The organism is Kordiimonas sp. SCSIO 12610 (assembly GCF_024398015.1).
In the GTDB taxonomy this organism is placed as follows: domain Bacteria; phylum Pseudomonadota; class Alphaproteobacteria; order Sphingomonadales; family Kordiimonadaceae; genus CANLMI01.
The window spans coordinates 573,900-591,025 of record NZ_CP073747.1 but is presented as its reverse complement, the minus strand read 5'-3'; the positions used below and the strand labels follow the sequence as shown (position 1 = coordinate 591,025).

Annotated in this window: 17 protein-coding genes; 8 read left to right on the top strand and 9 right to left on the bottom strand. The window is 46.9% G+C overall.

Features of this window, described 5'->3' with window-relative positions:
* The first annotated feature begins 70 nt into the window (after positions 1-70).
* The 5 genes from KFF44_RS02745 (at position 71) to KFF44_RS02725 (ending at position 5,055) form a co-directional block, all read left to right on the top strand.
* On the top strand, positions 71-1,270 hold the full coding sequence (locus KFF44_RS02745; protein ID WP_255936968.1) for a murein hydrolase activator EnvC: 1,200 nt from the start codon (positions 71-73) through the stop codon (positions 1,268-1,270).
* 43 nt (positions 1,271-1,313) lie between these two features.
* Positions 1,314-2,666: a S41 family peptidase gene (locus KFF44_RS02740; protein ID WP_255936965.1), complete on the top strand. Its 1,353-nt coding sequence runs from the start codon at positions 1,314-1,316 to the stop codon at positions 2,664-2,666.
* A 68-nt stretch (positions 2,667-2,734) separates the two neighbouring features.
* Positions 2,735-3,901 carry a divergent polysaccharide deacetylase family protein gene (locus tag KFF44_RS02735; RefSeq protein ID WP_255936963.1) on the top strand — a complete coding sequence of 389 codons (1,167 nt, stop codon included), beginning with the start codon at positions 2,735-2,737 and terminating at the stop codon, positions 3,899-3,901.
* A gap of 181 nt (positions 3,902-4,082) precedes the next feature.
* The gene (locus tag KFF44_RS02730) at positions 4,083-4,568 is read left to right on the top strand and encodes an RNA pyrophosphohydrolase (RefSeq protein ID WP_255936961.1); all 486 of its coding nucleotides are present in this window, start codon (positions 4,083-4,085) and stop codon (positions 4,566-4,568) included.
* 13 nt (positions 4,569-4,581) lie between these two features.
* A complete protein-coding gene (locus KFF44_RS02725) occupies positions 4,582-5,055 on the top strand; it encodes a PAS domain-containing protein (protein WP_255936958.1) in 474 nt (157 codons plus the stop codon).
* Positions 5,056-5,105: 50 nt separating this feature from the next.
* Here KFF44_RS02725 and KFF44_RS02720 read toward each other — a convergent pair whose 3' ends face one another.
* The 7 genes from KFF44_RS02720 to KFF44_RS02690 all read right to left on the bottom strand — a co-directional run bounded on the left by KFF44_RS02720 (position 5,106) and on the right by KFF44_RS02690 (position 13,295).
* Positions 5,106-5,513, bottom strand: a complete 408-nt coding sequence (locus KFF44_RS02720; RefSeq protein ID WP_255936956.1) for a F0F1 ATP synthase subunit epsilon — start codon at positions 5,511-5,513, stop codon at positions 5,106-5,108.
* A gap of 25 nt (positions 5,514-5,538) precedes the next feature.
* On the bottom strand, positions 5,539-6,957 hold the full coding sequence (gene atpD, locus KFF44_RS02715; protein WP_255936954.1) for a F0F1 ATP synthase subunit beta: 1,419 nt from the start codon (positions 6,955-6,957) through the stop codon (positions 5,539-5,541).
* Between the two features lie 26 nt (positions 6,958-6,983).
* A complete protein-coding gene (locus tag KFF44_RS02710; protein ID WP_255936952.1) occupies positions 6,984-7,874 on the bottom strand; it encodes a F0F1 ATP synthase subunit gamma in 891 nt (296 codons plus the stop codon).
* A gap of 25 nt (positions 7,875-7,899) precedes the next feature.
* The gene (gene atpA / locus KFF44_RS02705) at positions 7,900-9,432 is read right to left on the bottom strand and encodes a F0F1 ATP synthase subunit alpha (protein WP_255936950.1); all 1,533 of its coding nucleotides are present in this window, start codon (positions 9,430-9,432) and stop codon (positions 7,900-7,902) included.
* Entirely contained in the window at positions 9,432-9,992 is a 561-nt protein-coding gene (locus tag KFF44_RS02700; RefSeq protein WP_255936949.1) for a F0F1 ATP synthase subunit delta, read from the bottom strand. Before KFF44_RS02700 ends, atpA begins: the two co-directional genes overlap by 1 nt.
* A 276-nt stretch (positions 9,993-10,268) precedes the next feature.
* Complete coding sequence (locus KFF44_RS02695) at positions 10,269-12,479, bottom strand: primosomal protein N' (protein WP_255936948.1); 2,211 nt, start codon at positions 12,477-12,479, stop codon at positions 10,269-10,271.
* Between the two features lie 147 nt (positions 12,480-12,626).
* On the bottom strand, positions 12,627-13,295 hold the full coding sequence (locus KFF44_RS02690; RefSeq protein WP_255936946.1) for a PEPxxWA-CTERM sorting domain-containing protein: 669 nt from the start codon (positions 13,293-13,295) through the stop codon (positions 12,627-12,629).
* 342 nt (positions 13,296-13,637) lie between these two features.
* Between KFF44_RS02690 and fsa the strand changes: the two genes are divergently transcribed.
* The 3 genes from fsa to KFF44_RS02675 all read left to right on the top strand — a co-directional run bounded on the left by fsa (position 13,638) and on the right by KFF44_RS02675 (position 15,454).
* On the top strand, positions 13,638-14,291 hold the full coding sequence (gene fsa / locus KFF44_RS02685; RefSeq protein WP_255936944.1) for a fructose-6-phosphate aldolase: 654 nt from the start codon (positions 13,638-13,640) through the stop codon (positions 14,289-14,291).
* A gap of 12 nt (positions 14,292-14,303) precedes the next feature.
* Positions 14,304-14,984, top strand: a complete 681-nt coding sequence (locus KFF44_RS02680; RefSeq protein WP_255936942.1) for a hypothetical protein — start codon at positions 14,304-14,306, stop codon at positions 14,982-14,984.
* A gap of 212 nt (positions 14,985-15,196) precedes the next feature.
* Entirely contained in the window at positions 15,197-15,454 is a 258-nt protein-coding gene (locus tag KFF44_RS02675; protein ID WP_255936941.1) for a YjhX family toxin, read from the top strand.
* 58 nt (positions 15,455-15,512) lie between these two features.
* Here KFF44_RS02675 and KFF44_RS02670 read toward each other — a convergent pair whose 3' ends face one another.
* A complete protein-coding gene (locus KFF44_RS02670) occupies positions 15,513-16,589 on the bottom strand; it encodes a 5-(carboxyamino)imidazole ribonucleotide synthase (protein WP_255936940.1) in 1,077 nt (358 codons plus the stop codon).
* 31 nt (positions 16,590-16,620) lie between these two features.
* The gene (gene purE, locus KFF44_RS02665) at positions 16,621-17,115 is read right to left on the bottom strand and encodes a 5-(carboxyamino)imidazole ribonucleotide mutase (RefSeq protein ID WP_255938798.1); all 495 of its coding nucleotides are present in this window, start codon (positions 17,113-17,115) and stop codon (positions 16,621-16,623) included.
* Between the last annotated feature and the right edge of the window lie 11 nt (positions 17,116-17,126).

Below are 17,126 nucleotides of genomic sequence, written 5' to 3'. Positions count from 1 at the left end.
TTCCCTCACATATACCCACTCCCTGAAAAGCCGACTATCGTCATACATAGTTAGTGGCTTAGTTGGGTTAATGGGATTAACTCTGGGGGCATCAACTGTAGTTGCGCAAACAACACCTGATGACGAAAAAAAAGCACAGGAAAAATTAGAGCAAATCCAAAGCGAAATCGAAGCAGCTTCCGCGGAAAAAAATACACATCAAGAACAAATCGAAACCGCAGAAAATGCTGTTGCCAGTATTACCGAACAAATGATTGCGCTCGGCACCATAATTAAGCTGACAGAAGATAATGCCACCCGGATTGAAGCAAACATCAAATCCCTCGAATCGGAAGAAGAAATAAAATCTGATGCGCTAAAAAGCCGCCAACAGGAACTAAGCGAGCTTTTAGCCGCTCTGGAGCGACTTTCTAGGCGGCCTGCAGTTCTCGCGCTCCTGCAACCCAAGGAGGCGGTTTCAACAGCGCGCAGCGCCTCTCTCATGAGTACGATCGTTCCAGAAGTGAATGCAAAAGCAGATGCGCTCAAAAATGAACTAAGCGCTCTCACGATCATTCAGAATAATCTTATTATTGAACGATCGGAACTAGACGTCACGCTTACTAAACTAGAGGCAGACCGAAGTGAATTAAGCGTTCTTGTGAATGAGCGAAAACGTGAAATTACCTCTATCAACAAGGCATTGCGCCAGGACGAGAAAAGGCTGCAAGACCTTGCAAATGAAGCAAAAAACCTACAAGACCTTCTGGCTAAAATCAACGAACGCAATGAACGCCTTCGCACACTTGCTGCACCAAACCTTAAGCCCAACAGACCAAACAGAACCGAGGTTACGCGGGCGCCTATTCGCAGACCAAACACATCTGGTCGCAACTTTGCTGACGCGAAAGGATTAATCCCCTACCCTGCTTCAGGAAGTGTGGTTAGCAAGTTTGGCCAACAAAATGGAGCGCTTGAAGCACGTGGTATTCAAATTCAAGGGCGACCCGGCGGCCAGGTTATATCACCCTTTGATGGACAAATTGTGTTCACTGGGCCGTTCAGAAATTACGGCAACCTCTTGATCATTGAACATGGAGAAGGTTACCATACTCTTCTTGCAGGCCTTGGCCAAATATACGGTGGCTTGGGTCAATGGGTACTAACTGGTGAACCCGTAGGTGTTTTGGAAAACAGTAACCCAACACCGTTGTACCTGGAGCTGAGGCGTAAAGGAAAAGCGATTGATCCCCTGCCATGGCTTCAAAGGCAACAGGCAAGCACACAATAACAAATAAGCCAAATGGCTTATAAAGACAGAAAGGTGTCTGAGAATGTGGAAAATGGTATCGAGTGCGGCACTTGCATTAATGTTGGCGCTTCCCGTAACAGCACAATCAAATAGTGCGAATGATCAGGAAGATGTTTACGAGCAACTTGATCGCTTTATGCGTATCTTTCAATTAATGCGTAGCCAATATGTTGATGATATCGACGATAAAGAAGCAATTGAAGCTGCAATTCAAGGCATGCTCAGGTCGCTCGACCCACATTCTACATACTTTAACACGGATGCCTTCGAACAGGTTCGTATTCAAACAGAAGGTGAATACGGTGGCCTCGGTATCGAGGTACAGATGGATAAAGGCGTCGTGAAGGTAGTATCACCAATTGATGATACACCTGCTGACCGCGCAGGCATTCAAGGTGGTGATTATATCACGCACCTGGACGGCGAAGCGATCCTTGGCCAAACATTGACCGACGCAATCAAGATTATGCGCGGCGCTGTAGGTGAACCCATAACTGTTACAGTTGTTCGTGAAGGTGTCGAAGAGCCTTTTGATGTAGAAATTACCCGCGAGAAAATTCTGGTTCGCGCCGTTCGACACCGGATCGAAGAAGACACGATTGGATATCTTCGGATCACAACGTTTAATCAACAAACGGGCAAAGGCGTTGAAGATGCAGTTCGCAAAATTCGCGAAGAAGCAGGCCCAGCCCTTGACGGATTGATCATCGATCTTCGCAATAATCCTGGCGGTCTCTTGGACGAGGCTATTCGGGTTTCAGATGCATTCCTTGACCGCGGTGAAATTGTCTCGACACGGGGAAGACGCCGTGAAAACAACAATCGCTGGTATGCGACCCACGGTGATTTGATGGATGGTCTTCCGATTGTCGTCCTGGTGAATGCATATTCTGCATCCGCATCAGAAATTGTTGCAGGTGCCCTGAAGGATCATAGACGTGCTGTAATACTTGGGGACAAAACGTTCGGTAAAGGAACTGTTCAAAGCGAAATTCGCCTTGGTGAAAAACGCGACTATGCAATCCGCCTGACAACAGCGCGTTACTTCACACCAAGCGGACAATCTATTCAGGAACGGGGGGTAGAGCCTGATATTGAGGTTCTGTTCCCACGCCCAGCAAATGCACGCGGCAACCCACGCCGCGAGGCAGACCTCAGAGGTCATATTGAAAATGATCAAAACGTTTCTGACCGTGCAGGCGAAGAAGAACCACTAGCTGCGGAAGAGCAACCAGAGCCACAGGCAGAAGGTGTGCAGCAAGCCCCCACAGCGCCAGCACCTGAAGACCGGGTTGATGTTCAACTAAAATATGCTATCAAACTATTAAAGAACATGTCTGCGCTACCGAAAGCTCAGATCGCAGAAGCAAGATAGTAAAACTATATAATACTGGTAAGATGCACAGGCAAATTGCATCTTACCCTTGATCAGGATCAGGTGCAGTGCCTTCAAATATGAATGCATTATTGGTTGCGTGGGCAATCAGCTTAATAGTGATAATTGGGGGAACTGTTTATTTACAGCTTTCTTACGATGACGCTGCTCATCACAATGAAACCGAAGAGCACGCCAGTTCAGAAGATACATCAAAATCTACAGCTGACGGTGACGTAACCTCCAATGCTAACGAACTACAAACTACGCATACTGATGGCACACAAACCGATAATCACGCGGTTGAAGACCTAGATACATCTGACGATACTGATAACCACAGTAATGAACAGCCCCTATCCGATACAACATCTAACGATAGTGCGCCCAAAACATCACCTCCCGAAGCTGCCGCTGGAGCCAGCTCTATAATTAACGCGGTTGACCCCGCATTGTTGGAAGATACGCGCCAGGGCCAGTTACCTCAGATCGCAGCAGATGGTCGGCAACCGTCCCTATTCTATGCAGCAAATACGACAGCAGACACTGCGCTGCCTCGAATTGCTATTATTATCACGGACATAGGACGACGTAGCCGCCAGAGCGAACGCGCGCTCAATTCATTACCCTCTGAAGTCACTATCGCTTTTTCGCCCTACGGAACTAATTTAGAAGGGTGGGCGGATAAAGCCCGTCAAAAAGGCCATGAAAGCTTACTCATGGTCCCTATGGAGCCATCCAATACGACCCAGAATGATGCGGGCCCTCTTGCCCTACTTACCGCGAACAATAGCAGACAAAATTTGAACTTGCTTCGTTCATCCATGAGCAGGGTACAAGGATATGTGGGTATTATGAACCATATGGGTTCCCGTTTCACAGCTGTCAGTGATAGCCTTAGTCCTGTTCTAGCCGAGATTAACAGCCGCGGGTTACTGTTTGTTGATAGCCGCGCTACCCAGTTCTCTCGCGCCGCAGAGATGAGCCGTGCCCTCAACATTCCAACAGCAATCAACAATAGCTATATTGATGAGCAACCAAATCAATCGTCGATTTCTGCGGAGCTGACAAAACTCGAAGGAAGAGCACGTACATTGGGGGCTTCGGTGGGGATTATTCGCGCCTACCCAATATCCATCAATACCATTAACGAGTGGGCAGCCGGGCTGAAAGAACGTGGGTACCAACTTGTTCCAATTACACAGATTGTAGACCGCCAGCCACTATCCCGTTAGCACGGATTTATAGTCTATCGATCATAGGCTGATCAGCCCTTTGGTAATGCTAAGTAAGGGGCTGCATACAGCCTGTTTATATTTCACTGCGAAGTGCCGATGAATTTAAATTACATTGTGATCTGTATACTGCCTAAGTAAATTAGGATATCACAAATATAGAGTATCCAGGACTTGATATATGCCAGGCAAAGCCGAACTTGAAAACTTACCCTACCGTCCATGCGTGGGCATAATGCTTATCAACGAGGACGGCCAGATATTCACCGCAGAACGCCTGGACAAACCGGGTGCATGGCAGATGCCGCAGGGTGGTATCGATAAAGGCGAAGACATCGAAGCAGCGGCCCTTCGAGAGCTGGAAGAAGAAACCAGTGTCAAACCAAGTGATGTTAAAATCCTTGCCAAGACCAGCGATTGGATTTCCTATGATTTACCTGATCACCTTGTTGGTAAAATGTGGGGCGGAAAATTTAAAGGCCAAAAACAACAATGGTACTTGATGCAATTGGTGGCTTCGGAGCATGTAATTGATCTGGACGTAGATCATCCTGAATTTGCCAAGTGGAAATGGTCCAGCAAACACGAACTTATTGACGAGATCGTCCCATTCAAACAAGATGTGTATAAATCGGTATTGAGAGCATTTAAACAATATTTAGACTAGTTGGGGCAGTTTAATGAGCAATCATACGGAAACAATGTTACTCGATTTCGAAGTAAACGACATACCTTGGAAGTATGGAAAAGAGCTGTTCCAGCTTTGGAATTCAATCAAAGCTGACAAACAATGGCCGTCACGTGCCCAACTGAAGCCAAATGACATGCGTGACTATTTACCAGATGTCATGCTGATAAATGTCGAAAGGCACCCACTTGATTTTACAGTCAGGCTTATCGGTACTGGATATTTAAGATATATTGAGAAAGACCCCACGGGCGACAGCATTCATACGTTTAATAATAGCGAGTATATTTTCACACGATTTGCAAAAATGCTCGAACTGCAATCCCCTTACCTGGGTCTCAACCAACCTATACCGTGGGCTGACCCTTTGTATCAGTATAAACGGTTCGATGGGATGGTATTACCCTTTGGAGATACCAACCAAGAGATCACGATGCTTCTGTTACTCGTTAACTATCACAACTAAAAAAGCACCGCCAAAGCGATGCTTCCTAAGAATTAAGATTGTAGCCAGTATTATACTGCAATCACATCAGACAATGCTGTCATCCAGTCCAAATCTTTTTCAAGCTGCGCGCGCTCTACATCATCTTTTGCATTATCAATAGAGGCTTTTGTTGCCGCAATCTGCTCTTGCAAATCATGGGCACTTTGCTCGTCAAGATTAAGGATCTCTTCAGCAAGGATAGTCAGGCCTTTTTCGCTAACCTGCGCAAGGCCACCCTTAACAAAGAAACGTTCAGCGTCGTCACCATCGTTTGCAATCACGTCAACAACGCCTGGGCGAATTGTTGACATCATTGGCGCATGGTTTGGAAGCACACCGAAATCACCATCAGTGCCTGGAACAACGACCATAGCCGCCTGAGCATCTTTTAAAAGACGCTCAGGAGATACGATTTCTAAATGCAGTGTATCGCTCATGCTTTTACTTCTCTAATAAACGAGATTATGCCGCTTCTTTCGCGAGTTTCTCAGCTTTCGCGATTGCCTGATCCATATTACCAACAAGGTAGAAGGCAGCTTCTGGAAGATGGTCATATTCACCTGCAACAATCGCTTTAAAGCCAGCAATTGTATCTTCAAGAGAAACGAACTCACCAGGTGTACCGGTAAAGATTTCAGCTACATGGAATGGCTGTGATAGGAAACGCTGGATTTTACGAGCGCGTGCAACCACAAGCTTATCTTCTTCTGAAAGCTCGTCCATACCAAGGATCGCAATGATATCCTGAAGTGATTTATACTTCTGAAGCACTTCCTGAACGGAACGCGCAACAGCATAGTGCTCATCACCAAGAACACGTGGGTCAAGAATACGGCTTGTACTATCAAGCGGGTCAACCGCAGGATAAATACCAAGCTCAGCAATCTGACGGCTAAGAACTGTTGTTGCGTCAAGGTGTGCGAACGATGTTGCTGGCGCAGGGTCAGTCAAGTCATCGGCAGGTACGTATACAGCCTGTACAGACGTAATCGAGCCTTTAGTTGTCGATGTAATACGTTCCTGAAGTGCACCCATATCTGTCGCAAGCGTAGGCTGATATCCCACAGCAGATGGAATACGACCAAGAAGCGCCGACACCTCAGCACCCGCTTGTGTGAAACGGAAGATGTTATCAACGAAGAAGAGAACGTCCTGACCTTCTTGGTCACGGAAATATTCTGCTTGTGTCAAACCTGTCAGGGCCACACGTGCACGTGCTCCTGGAGGTTCGTTCATCTGACCGTAAACAAGCGCTGCTTTTGATTCGCCGTCAAGGTTGATAACGCCTGATTCGATCATTTCGTGGTAAAGGTCGTTACCCTCACGAGTACGCTCACCAACACCAGCGAATACAGAGTAACCACCGTGACCTTTCGCGATGTTGTTGATAAGCTCCATGATAAGAACTGTTTTACCAACACCTGCACCACCGAAGAGACCAATCTTACCACCTTTTGCGTAAGGTGCGAGAAGGTCAACAACCTTAATACCTGTTACAAGAACTTCTTGCTCGGTAGACTGTTCTTCGAACGCTGGTGCTTCTGCGTGGATCGGAGCAACCTGCTTGTGGCCGATCTCGCCGCGCTCATCAATTGGCTCACCGATCACGTTCATGATACGGCCAAGTGTTTCAGGGCCAACCGGTACAGAAATCGCTGCACCTGTGTCTGTCACTTCAGCGCCACGAACCAGACCTTCCGTGGAGTCCATCGCGATTGTACGAACAGTGTTCTCACCAAGGTGCGAAGCAACCTCAAGAACAAGGCGCTCACCATTATTCATAGTCTCAAGCGCGTTCAAAATAGCGGGTAATTCATTGTCGAACTGAACGTCAACAACGGCACCAATTACCTGTGTTATGCGGCCTGTATTCTGAGCCATTTTTTACACTCCTTCGTGTAATCTAATCAAAGCGCCTCTGCGCCAGAAATAATTTCAATCAATTCTTTAGTGATGTTCGCCTGACGCGTACGGTTGTATGTGATTGATAGACTATCAATCATATCACCCGCATTGCGTGTTGCGTTATCCATAGCCGTCATCCGTGAACCCTGCTCAGAGGCAGCATTCTCAAGCAGGCCGCGATAAAGCTGAACTGCAACATTACGTGGCAACAGATCGTCCAAAATTGCTTCTTCAGATGGTTCGTATTCATATGAAACATCTGAGGCACTGCTAGCGTCATCATCATTGGCAACATCCGGAATTGGTGCCGGAATAAGCTGCTGTTTGGTATTAACCTGTACAAGTGCAGATTGGAACTTTGCGTAGAATAGTGTCGCAACATCAAATTCACCGCGTTCAAACATCGCCAGAATCTGCTGTGCAATTGGTTGTGCATCAGCAAAACCAAGACGCTTAACCGCGGATAAATCCTTAATATCAATGATAAGGTCACCGTAATCACGGCGAAGCTGAGCAACACCCTTCTTACCGATCGCAAGGATTTTCACAGTTTTACCAGCAGCAACCAGCTCTTGAATGTGCGCACGGGCAAGCTTGACGATGTTGGTATTGAAACCACCACACAAACCACGCTCCGACGTTGCAACTACCACAAGCTCAACTTCATGCTTGCCTGTACCGGCGAGCAAAGGTGATGCACCAGGTTGGTCCTTGACCGCAGCACCAAGGCTAGAGAGCACCTTTTCCATACGCTCAGCATACGGGCGGGCGCTTTCAGCAGCTTCCTGTGCTCTTCTCAGTTTCGACGCAGCAACCATTTTCATGGCTTTTGTAATCTTCTGCGTCGACTTAACTGAATCGATCCGGACTTTTAGGTCTTTAAGGCTTGGCATGTCCTAGCCTCTCCCTTCAAGTTACTTAGCCGAAAGACTTCGCGAAGCCATCCATGATAGATTTCAACTTAGCAATCGTATCATCAGATAGTTTCTTCTCAGTCCTGATTGTCTCTAGAACATCTGCGTGCTTAGAACGGAACTCAGCAAGCAATTGCTCTTCAAAGCGTGTCACAGCCGTTGTATCGATATTATCGAGGTAACCGTTCACACCAGAGAAGATAGAAACAACCTGCTCTTCAACTGGAAGTGGGCTGAACTGGCCTTGCTTCAGAAGCTCGGTCAAGCGTGCACCACGGTTAAGAAGCTGCTGAGTTGAGGCATCAAGGTCAGAACCAAACTGTGCAAATGCTTCCATCTCACGGTACTGAGCAAGCTCAAGCTTAATAGAACCCGCAACCTGTTTCATCGCTTTGATCTGCGCCGCAGAACCCACACGAGAAACCGATAGACCAACGTTAATCGCAGGACGGATACCTTTGTAGAAAAGCTCAGTCTCAAGGAAGATCTGACCGTCAGTAATCGAAATAACGTTTGTTGGGATGTATGCAGATACGTCGCCAGCCTGTGTTTCAATAACAGGAAGTGCTGTCAATGAACCACCGCCACGCTCGTCAGACATTTTCGCAGCACGCTCAAGAAGACGACTGTGAAGATAGAATACGTCACCAGGGTACGCTTCACGTCCTGGAGGACGACGAAGAAGAAGTGACATCTGACGGTAAGCAACCGCCTGTTTTGTAAGGTCATCGTGTACGATCACAGCGTGCATGCCGTTGTCGCGGAAGAACTCACCCATTGCTGTACCAGTATATGGTGCAAGGAACTGCATCGGTGCTGGCTCAGAAGCCGTCGCAGCGATTACGATAGAATATTCTAGCGCGCCGTTTTCTTCGAGTGACTTAACAATCTGTGCAACTGTTGAACGCTTTTGACCAACCGCAACATAGATACAGAATAGCTTGTCTTTGTCATCAGCAGCAGCGTCGTTTACGCTTTTCTGGTTGATGAATGTATCAATCGCTACAGCAGTTTTACCTGTTTGACGGTCACCAATCACAAGCTCACGCTGGCCACGTCCAACCGGCACAAGTGCGTCAATCGCCTTTAGGCCTGATTGCATCGGCTCGGATACAGATTGACGAGGGATAATACCAGGTGCTTTCACTTCCACACGTGCACGTGTCACGTCTGTAAGCGGGCCTTTACCATCGATTGGATTACCAAGACCGTCAACAACGCGGCCAAGCAAACCTTTACCAACAGGCACGTCCACGATATCGCCAGTACGCTTAACTGTATCGCCTTCCTTGATACCCCGGTCATCGCCGAAGATCACGATACCTACGTTATCGCTTTCAAGGTTAAGGGCCATACCTTTAATACCGCCAGGAAATTCAACCATTTCACCAGCTTGTACTTGGTCAAGACCATAAACACGCGCAATACCGTCACCCACAGAGAGAACGGTACCAACTTCTGAAATCTCAGCATCGTTGCCAAAATTTGCAATCTGGTCCTTCAGGACCTTGGAAATTTCCGCCGCACGGATATCCATCACTGAACCCCTTTCATAGCGATTGCGAGGTTATCGAGTTTAGTTTTAAGAGAACTATCAAGCATCTGGGATCCCACTTTGACCTTAAGGCCGCCGAGCAATGCTTCATCAACATTTGCTTCGATCGCGACATCCCGCCCGATAGCTGATTTGAGTTTTTTCGTCAGGTCAGCAAGCTGCGTTTTAGTCAGCTCTTGAGCACTTGTTACTTCTGCACTCACCTCACCGCGGTGATTAGCGAGCAACTTCTCGAAAGAAGCGACAATAGGTAACAATTGATCAAGGCGACGATTAGCGGCCAGTGTACCGAGAAACTTTTGCGTCAGATCGTTAAAAGAGCCGGCTTCTGCAACCTTCGTAATGCCCTTTTGCTGGTCTTGACGAGAATAAAGAGGAGAGACAACAAGGTCGCGCAGGTCTGCGCTGTCTTCAATCATTGCCTTCAATGTAACAAGATCAGTTTCGATCTCTTTCAACGCTTTAGCTGCATCAGCAAGCTCAAAAAGCGCCACCGCATAACGGCCAGAAATTCCAGAAACTATCGCTTTGTGCGAGGTCACGTCAGACGGTCCCCTGATTTAGGTATGAACCTGTTGAACCCTTGCAAAATTACTTACGTCATTTTGCGCTCATTTTTGATCATTTTAAGACACACGCAGTCATGTGTATCGCGGCTATGATCAGCCGAAATTTGTGCTCCCTCTAGCACAAGGATTTCGCATGTGCAACCCGCCATGTTCATATATCTAAATTCTTCTGACAGAAGTGCCGTTTTACCACCTAAAACAGTATAAAAAAGCCCATAGGAATTGATTGCCACGGCTGAGTGTCGGGATTTACAGGAAATTATAAGGATCAACATCCACCTTGATTCTCACGCCCTTTATCTTTTCAGTCCGCTCGATCCAATCAAAAACCATCTTCTGCACTTTTGTTGATTTACCCGCATGCAACAACATTCGGTAGCGATACTGTCCTCTAATGCGGGTCAGAGGTGCTGGCGCTGGCCCTAAAATGTTTAAAACGTGTTCTCGTGGCGCCGTTTGCGCAAGCCTTCGCCCCATTTCCGCAACAGGCTTCAATTCAGGCCCCATAAGAATCAAAGCAACCAGTCTTCCAAAGGGAGGCATTTGGAACCGTTCACGCATTTCCTGCTCCATTGCCATAAGGCTATCCCCGTCAGTTTTAACGAGCGCATCAACAACTGGGTGCTCAGGTTCATAGGTCTGAAGATAGACAGTTCCCGGTTTTTCGGCGCGGCCTGCCCGCCCTGCCACCTGCATCAATTGTTGGTAGGTGCGCTCTGCTGCCCTCAGGTCCCCGCCCCGAAGGCCTAGATCCGCATCAATGACACCAACAAGGGTCAGATTCGGAAAATGATATCCTTTTGTAAGAATCTGAGTCCCAATAACAATATCAAGCATCCCCTTTTCTATTTGCTCAACCATATGGGCTGTTGCTTTGGGGCTCGTCATTGTGTCGCTGGTCATGACAGTTATTCTGGCATCAGGAAATTCGCCCGCAACTTCTTCAAAAAGGCGCTCTACACCTGGGCCGCATGGTGCCAATGTATCCGCGTTTCCGCACTCTGGGCATTTGTCCGGCATAGGCTCTATGTGACCACAATGATGGCAATGCAGTTCTCTGCGAAATCGGTGTTCCACTAACCAACTTGAACATTCATCACAACCGAATCGGTGGCCACATGTTCTGCATAACGTGAGCGGTGCATATCCTCTACGATTCAGAAAGAGCATAACCTGCTCATTATTACGAATACGGTCTTTAATCTCTTTGACCAGATCGGGGGATATCCACTTTCCGGGTGCAGGGGGATCAATGCGCATATCAACGGCTTTGACCTCCGGCAGAACCGCCGTGCCGAATCGCTCTCTCAATTTTAAAGTTTCAAAACGTCCGTTATCTGCATTCACACGTGTCTCAAGCGACGGTGTGGCACTTGCAAGCACAATCGGGCAGTTTGAAAACTTTGCCCGAACAATGGCCATGTCTCGGGCGTGATACATAACCCCCTCTTCTTGCTTGAAGGACTGGTCATGCTCTTCGTCTACAACAATGAATGACAAATTATGATACGGCAGGAACAGCGCTGACCGCGCGCCCACGACAACACGCGCATCGCCCGATGCAATCGCCTGCCAGGCGCGTTTGCGCTTACCCTGCGCAATATCCGAATGCCACACCACTGGGTCCACACCGAACCGTGTCTTGAACCGACCTAGCCACTGCGATGTCAGTGCAATTTCAGGAACCAATACAAGCACCTGCGTACCTTCAGTTTTCAGTGCTTCAGCAATCGCTTCGAAATAAACCTCGGTCTTACCTGCCCCTGTCACACCGTCCAAAAGAAATGGCTTAAACACTGATGATGCGACAGCATATACGAGAGCGCTGGCCGCAACTGTTTGTTCTTCAGAAAGTTCTGGCTCGACATCACCAAGCACTGGCACGGCTGAATCAGGTTTTGTATCAACATACTGACTACCAAGTATTCCGATCGCCTCCAATCCTTTAATGACGCTATCGCTGACACCCGTTTTTTCCTTAATTTCAGCAATAGTTTGCAGCTTTTGATCTTGCATAAGATCAAGTACTTTTTGCCGAGCGCTTGTAAGCCGTGTGCCCTTTGACTGTGTGCCGGTATAAAAATAGGCTTTCTGTTTTTGCGTATCTTCAAAAAGCCCAGGAACAGAAATACACATCTTAAATACCGCCCCTAAAGGGGATAACGTGTATGTCGCGACCCAATCGATAAACCGCATAAGTTCATCAGTCATAGGCGGGCGATCCAGAATTGACAGCACCTGTTTAATCTTGTCGGGTGAGACGTCTGGAGTAACGTCCGTAATATCCCATAGAATGCCAACCAGCTTGCGCCTGGCGAACGGGACTTCAACAAACGCGCCGCGAACACAGTCATCAATTTGATCAATGATTTTATAGGTGAGAAGACCACCATTTAAAGGAACTGGTAATAATACAGTCACCAAATTTATTTGGTTATTATTTTGATTTCTGGGTGACACCAATATTCACTCTTAGCAGCATTTTCTTTCATGATTATATCTATCAGTGTTTCCATGAACATGCATCAGTAAATACGCAAAACAAAAAGACTGTGCCTTTTAACGAGCACAGCCTTTCAGGAGGAAAATCAGAATAGTTTTAGGTGATCAAGCGATAACCTTCTGGCGACGTTTCAGGGCGTATCCAATACCCGCGAAACCCAAAATCATCATCAACCATGTCGCAGGCTCTGGAACCGGGGGCGTAGCAGCAGTAACGACACGGAAAGGATCGTTTCCTTCTCTGAAACCAATTTCAAAAGTTGCCGTACCAAAGTTTTCAAAATAGATCGCAGACAATGTGTTAAAGCCAGCATTCAAAAACGTTGTGCCGAATGTACTGATCTCAGAGTTAAGAGTTAGAACATCAACAATTTGATTGCCATTAATCGTAAGGCGGGCCCCATCATCATGACGAACGCGGAATGTGTATTCACCCTCTTCTTCCACAAAGAAAGTCCCGTCAACAGTTAGGGCAAATGTATCATCGAGGCCACCAGGAAAAGGATCAAACCCACGGATTAACCCTTGGCGCACTGAACCATCAGGATCGATTGTATTATCGCCAAAATCAAGGGCTGCAACTTGTGCTGTCAGTACTGGCGTTCCATTGAGTGCACTTTCAAGGATGGCATTATCGAGTGAAAATCGCTCTGGATTATCAAAATCAAACACATTTACAGTGAATGTATTTGTTGCAGCATGGGCTGAGCCAAATGACACAAGCGCGCCAAAAGCGAAAGCCATAATAGACAGAGTTTTCCGTAAGGTTTTCATAATCTGTTCCAAACCTACTAAATATTACATAATCGACATCTGTTTATTTGAGCGTCGGTTAATCCAATATGAATATTTTAGTTAAAATTGAGTCTATTGACAAAATATGAAGCCATTCGTGGCGCATTTTCCGTAAACAGGTCTAAAGCCCATGTAAAAATCGTTTCATCTTGGACCATAAATCTGAAAATGTATCAGATTGGCACATAGAAACCGTACTCTTGAAACCTCATAAGACTTGAAATCAAGACGATTCTTCATTACCCAGACCCGGTAAACATTCTTTTGCGCTGTTTTTACTATTCGCGCATATCTGCCTTTAAGGATCAAGGGACCTAAACCATGAAATTCTTTCTAGACACTGCAAATATTGATGAGATTCGTGAAGCAAACTCGACCGGCCTGTTGGATGGTGTAACAACAAATCCATCGCTGATTAAAAAAGCAGGCCGAGAATTCTTCGAGGTTATTGGTGAAATCGCCAGGGAAGTTGACGGCCCAGTATCTGCTGAAACGGTAGCACATGACCATGAAACTATGCTTAAGGAAGGCCTTAAGTGTGCAAAAATTGCAGATAATATCGCGGTTAAAGTTCCGCTGACCATGGAAGGCCTTAAAACATGCAAGGCCCTTCGTGCAGAAGGTATAATGGTGAATGTAACTTTGTGCTTCACAGCCAATCAGGCCCTCCTTGCAGCCAAGGCTGGTGCTTCCTTTATCTCGCCTTTCGTTGGACGTCATGATGATAATGGCTTTAACGGTATGGAGCTTATTGAGGATATTCGAAATATCTATGATAACTATGGCTTTGACACAGAAATCCTTGTTGCTTCTGTTCGCCACCCTGCTCATATCCTGGAAAGTGCCCGCATTGGTGCGGATATCGCAACATTCCCAATCGATGTGCTGAAAAAACTCTTCAAACACCCACTTACAGACAACGGTCTTGCTGCCTTCGATAAAGACTGGGCTGCGACAGGTTTTTCTATTCTCTAAGACAACCCGTTTATGACCCAATTGCCTGAACATGAGACTTTAAGCGCACTTGATGCGCTTAAAGCTGAATATCCTTGGCCTGATGTTGAGGGTGTAACGCCGTGGGATTACACTCTTGGTGGCGGCGGCCGCGAACTTGTTGACGCCTTGATCAATCAACATAAGCCAAAGGTATTTCTGGAAATTGGATGTTTTCTCTGCTCTTCTTCAAAACGTTGGCTGGAGCAAAAAGAGGATATGACGGTGATCGGCGTTGACCCGTGGGACGATGCCTTGATCGAGCAATGTAACCGGTATGTTGGCAGGCCAAAGCTTACAAGGGAATATCCTGATATCGAAGTGCAGAAAAAATTTGCGCGCGACGTGAAGGAACAAAGCCCTTTCAGAACTGCACTTGCGAACGTTCGCAGTTACCGCGATCGGTTCATCCCTGTGCGTGGTACGTCGCCAGATATGCTGTATAAAATCCATGCATCGGGTGTCACACCTGATATCGTTTATATTGATGCTGACAAAAAAATTGAAGACCTGGAGGTCGCGCATTCGCTTTGGCCCAACGCCCTAATCACGGGTGATGATTGGCACTGGTCGAGAACCAAAGGGTATCCAATGCGCCAGGTTGTCTATGCATTTGCAGAGAAATACGGATTTGAAGTCGAAGCATCATGGGCCACATGGATACTAAAACGGTAGCCCAGCCAACTGCTATTCTACAAATAGACAAATCTGCCGCATTCGTGTATCTATACTCCCACAAATGGAGTTTTGATGTTTACTTTGTCCGAGAATCGGTAACGCCTGCCCCTGAATTGACGAATTTTCATTTCAGCTAGGCAGTGCTCATAAGGGCGCCCCCTTACCCAAAGGGCGGTGATTGTTACCTGTTATTTTCGGAGCAATCCAAATTGAATATTTCTAAAATGGAACAACGTGCGCTGCACACGCTTGCGCAGGGCGGAGCGATTCTTATTGAACGCGATGAAAAACGCAAAATAGTCAAAGCATCCTGCGTCAACAGGGAAGGCTGGTACTTGTCTGGCTTTTCGGTTGACTTATTCAGGAAGTTAAAGAAAAGGCGCTTTATCAAAAGCCAAAATAGCCGACCCTATCGGATTACTTTACACGGCCTTTCCTGTGTTCGATCTCAGCTTGATAATCGCTAACTAAAAAACCCGCTCTAATAGGGCGGGTTTTAAACTATCATTCTGTGAATTCAATTTGTTAATTATTGGCTTCAACCCATGTTACATGGCCCATCTTACGGCCGGGTCTGGGATCAGATTTGCCGTAATGATGATAACTGGCACTCGCGTCTGTCAAATATTTATCCGCGTCCAATATATCTTCACCGAGCAGGTTTTTCATCACCACTTTGCCCAACGCTTCCGGGCTGCCGAGCGGTAAATCACAAATCGCGCGAATATGCTGCTCAAACTGGCTTGTCTTCGCGCCTTCAATTGTCCAGTGTCCAGAATTGTGAACGCGGGGAGCAATTTCATTTACGATCACATCACCCGTATCATCCTTAACAAACATTTCCACCGCCAGAACACCAACATAATCAAGTGCATTGGCAACCTGAGCCGCGATAACCTTTGCCTTGGCCTCAACAATTTCACGGATATTGGCTGGGACTGTCGTGGTATCAAGGATATGATTGGTGTGCACGTTTTCACCAACAGGGAATGCCGCAACATCACTTGACGCATTTCGGGCGACAACGACACTAATTTCCCGATCAAAGTTTACAAAACCCTCCAAGATCGCTGGGGTTTCATTGGTAATACCGATGACCTTATCCTTATCCGATCGCGACTTGATCATGACCTGGCCTTTACCGTCGTAGCCGAAACGACGTGTTTTCGCAACGGAAGGCCTACCGATCTCTTTGAACGCGATCTCCAGGTCGTCAGCAGTTTGAAAGGCGAGATAAGGTGCAGTTTCCACACCACTATCGTTGAGGAAATTTTTCTCGCTCAATCGATCTTGCGTAATTTCTAGCGCCTTTACACCAGGCCTTAAGGTCTTTCTGTCCGCGATAAATTTTGCTGTCGTCGCTGGAATATTTTCAAATTCATAAGTGACCACATCAACCGCATTGGCGAATTTTTCCAGTGCGGTTTCGTCATCATATTCAGCAATTGTCAGTTTGTCAGACACTTGACCTGCAGGGCAATTTTCCTCTGGGCAAAAGATATGGCACTTATACCCCAATTGAGCAGCCGCCAATGCAAGCATACGGCCCAGTTGCCCGCCCCCCATAATTCCAATCGTGCTACCTGGTTCGATTCTGGTCATCTGCTTAAACTTTCAACTATGGGAAATTATATTAAATGTCATCAACAGGAATATCGGCGATACTATCCGTCTGTTTCTGTCGCCACGCATCCAGGCGTTCTGCCAAATCTTGATCCATCAAAGCCAGAACGCTGGCTGCCATCAAGCCCGCATTCGTTGCACCCGCTTTACCAATAGCGAGCGTTCCAACCGGTATTCCTCCAGGCATTTGAACGATTGAAAGAAGGCTATCCTTTCCCGATAACATGCTGCTTTGGACAGGAACCCCAAATACAGGAAGAGGGGTTAAGGCCGCAACCATACCAGGCAAATGCGCCGCACCACCCGCGCCAGCAATAATGGTTTTCAACCCTCGGTCTCGGGCGCCTTTGGCATATTCGTATAATCTGTCTGGGGTTCTATGGGCAGAAACAATGCGCTGTTCGTAAGGCACTGCTAGAGCATCTAAGATATCTGCGGCATTCTTCATGGTTTTCCAATCAGATTGGCTTCCCATAATAATACCAACAAGCGGTTTATCATTCATCACTTGTTCAC

Excerpts from the sequence above, each read along its gene's own strand:
- KFF44_RS02745 (WP_255936968.1), top strand. The coding sequence starts at position 71 with ATGGGATTAACTCTGGGGGCATCAACTGTAGTTGCGCAAACAACACCT.
- KFF44_RS02740 (WP_255936965.1), top strand. The coding sequence starts at position 1,314 with ATGTGGAAAATGGTATCGAGTGCGGCACTTGCATTAATGTTGGCGCTT.
- KFF44_RS02730 (WP_255936961.1), top strand. The coding sequence starts at position 4,083 with ATGCCAGGCAAAGCCGAACTTGAAAACTTACCCTACCGTCCATGCGTG.
- KFF44_RS02725 (WP_255936958.1), top strand. The coding sequence starts at position 4,582 with ATGAGCAATCATACGGAAACAATGTTACTCGATTTCGAAGTAAACGAC.
- KFF44_RS02720 (WP_255936956.1), bottom strand. The coding sequence starts at position 5,513 with ATGAGCGATACACTGCATTTAGAAATCGTATCTCCTGAGCGTCTTTTA.
- atpD (WP_255936954.1), bottom strand. The coding sequence starts at position 6,957 with ATGGCTCAGAATACAGGCCGCATAACACAGGTAATTGGTGCCGTTGTT.
- KFF44_RS02710 (WP_255936952.1), bottom strand. The coding sequence starts at position 7,874 with ATGCCAAGCCTTAAAGACCTAAAAGTCCGGATCGATTCAGTTAAGTCG.
- atpA (WP_255936950.1), bottom strand. The coding sequence starts at position 9,432 with ATGGATATCCGTGCGGCGGAAATTTCCAAGGTCCTGAAGGACCAGATT.
- KFF44_RS02690 (WP_255936946.1), bottom strand. The coding sequence starts at position 13,295 with ATGAAAACCTTACGGAAAACTCTGTCTATTATGGCTTTCGCTTTTGGC.
- fsa (WP_255936944.1), top strand. The coding sequence starts at position 13,638 with ATGAAATTCTTTCTAGACACTGCAAATATTGATGAGATTCGTGAAGCA.
- KFF44_RS02680 (WP_255936942.1), top strand. The coding sequence starts at position 14,304 with ATGACCCAATTGCCTGAACATGAGACTTTAAGCGCACTTGATGCGCTT.
- KFF44_RS02670 (WP_255936940.1), bottom strand. The coding sequence starts at position 16,589 with ATGACCAGAATCGAACCAGGTAGCACGATTGGAATTATGGGGGGCGGG.
- purE (WP_255938798.1), bottom strand. The coding sequence starts at position 17,115 with ATGAATGATAAACCGCTTGTTGGTATTATTATGGGAAGCCAATCTGAT.